2 protein-coding genes are annotated in these 1,855 nt (G+C 66.0%); one reads left to right on the top strand and one right to left on the bottom strand.

The genetic code is table 11. The annotated features are described in order from the left end of the window. Window positions 1–38: 38 nt before the first annotated feature. Window positions 39–1,280, bottom strand: a complete 1,242-nt coding sequence (locus tag ADL01_RS19510; protein ID WP_053743298.1) for an RNA-guided endonuclease InsQ/TnpB family protein — start codon at window positions 1,278–1,280, stop codon at window positions 39–41. Window positions 1,281–1,384: 104 nt separating this feature from the next. On the opposite strand from ADL01_RS19510, the gene tnpA reads away from it, so the two are divergent. Then, window positions 1,385–1,813, top strand: coding sequence for an IS200/IS605 family transposase (tnpA, locus tag ADL01_RS19505; protein ID WP_078960626.1), 429 nt, complete (start codon window positions 1,385–1,387; stop codon window positions 1,811–1,813). Window positions 1,814–1,855 lie beyond the last annotated feature (42 nt).

The following is a 1,855-nucleotide window of genomic DNA, read 5'->3' as shown; positions in this document are numbered from 1 at the left end:
TTGAAGTGCTCTCCCTCGTAAACGAGGGAGATTCCTGCCTACCTTGCGGTGGCGGGCTTGACGCCACGGGGACGCCTGACGACTGCCCTCCCGGCAGCCGGGATGAGCGCGTGGCCCATCCGGTACAGGTGCAGGATGTTCCGGGCCGCGTTCCAGTCAGCGTTGCCGGACCATCCGCAGTCGGGGTTTTTGCACACGAACGTGGCCTGGTCCTCCCGGCTGCCCGGTGTGGTGAAACCACAGGCTGAGCAGCGCAGGGAGGTGCCGGGGGCGGGGACCTTGTGCAGGGTGCCGCCGTGGCGGGCGGTCTTGTACGTCAGCATCGTCACGGTGCGACCCCATGCCTCCTGGCTGATGGAGCGGTTCAGGCCGGACTTCTGCGCGACGCTCCTGCCGGGGTTCTCGATGGTGCCCCTGGCGGACTTGACCATGTTCTTGATGTTGAGCTGTTCGACCACGACGGTGCCGTACCGCTTGGCAATGTTGGTGGTGGTCTTGTGCTGCCAGTCAACGGCGCGGCGCGTGGCTGTTGCGCGGAGCTGCTTGATCTGGTCGTAGGTGTGCCGCAGGCGGCGGGAGGCCTTCTCCCCGCGCTTGCGGTGCTGCTTACGCTGGGCGGCGCGTTGTTCCAGGCCAAGCAGTTTGGCCTTCTCCTGCGGGTTCAGCCACTTGTCCCGGTCGGCTGTCTCGTCGGGGAGGCGGGGCGGGCGTCCGTGGTCCTGGTGGTCGCCGTCGGAGAGGGCGAGGGGCAGGTTCACCCCGGCATCAATGCCGACCTCGGTTCCCTGGTGAGGCTCGGGCCTGGCTTCGAGGGTCTGGACGCGGAAGGCGATGTGCCAGCCGAGTGCGTCCTTGACCAGTCGCGCCCCGGTGATCCGGTTCTCCTTGTCGGCACGCTTGCCCACGGGGAGATCCTTGGTCCAGCGGAACCGGACCCGTCCGATCTTGGGGATGTTGGCCATTCCCCAGCGGCGGTGCGCGCGGGTGATGTTCAGGTCCCGGCCCTGCGGGATGTCCACCGACATCACCGTGCGGAGGCGGGCCTTGAAGTTCGGCGCCTCGGCACGGCCGCCCCAGCAGTTCTTCCATGCCTGGAAGTACGTCTTCAGTACCGCTTGCGCGGCCTGGGCGGGGAGGACAGCGAGCCAGTCGATCTCGCCTCGGGCCTGGCGGATCGCCGTGTCCGCTGCGGCCAGGGAACGCTTGTCCTTGGGCAGCATCGTCCACCAGTCGTGCAGCAGGTTCCACAGGGTGCGGGCCGCGTGCGCCTGGTCGTCCATGAGCCGGATCTGCGCAGGGGTCGGCGCGAGTCGGGCACGATGCCCGAACTGCCGCTTCTCTCCTGCACGTTCCGTGGTCACTCGATCACGATACCATTTGGCTTATGTCACCACGCTGGAATCCGAATCCCGATGTACGCACTGGCCGTCACGTTGTCTACAACTTGCATGCCCACTTGGTTTTTGTCACCAAGTATCGGCGCAAGGCCATGACGGACGCCATGCTGACCAGGTGCGAGGAGATCATGCGCGAGGTCTGCCAGGACTTCGAGGCCGAACTGAAGCAGTTCAACGGCGAAGAAGACCACGTGCACCTCCTGGTGCACTATCCGCCGAAAGTCCAGCTCTCCAGACTGGTCAACTCCCTCAAGGGCGTCTCCTCCCGCTACCTGCGCAAGGAGTACGACGCGCACGTCCGCCGGTACCTGTGGGGCGGACACTTCTGGTCCGGCTCGTACTTCGCCGGAAGCTGCGGCGGGGCACCACTGACCGTCGTACGCCAGTACATCGAGAACCAGCAGCGCCCCGTGTGACCTGGCTGAGGCCAACAGTGCAGATCCGTGCCCAAAGCCGAG

Source organism: Streptomyces sp. NRRL WC-3618, from assembly GCF_001280005.1.
In the GTDB taxonomy this organism is placed as follows: Bacteria; Actinomycetota; Actinomycetes; order Streptomycetales; family Streptomycetaceae; genus Streptomyces.
Note: the sequence above shows the minus strand (reverse complement) of the source record. Positions and strands in the feature narration are given on the sequence as shown.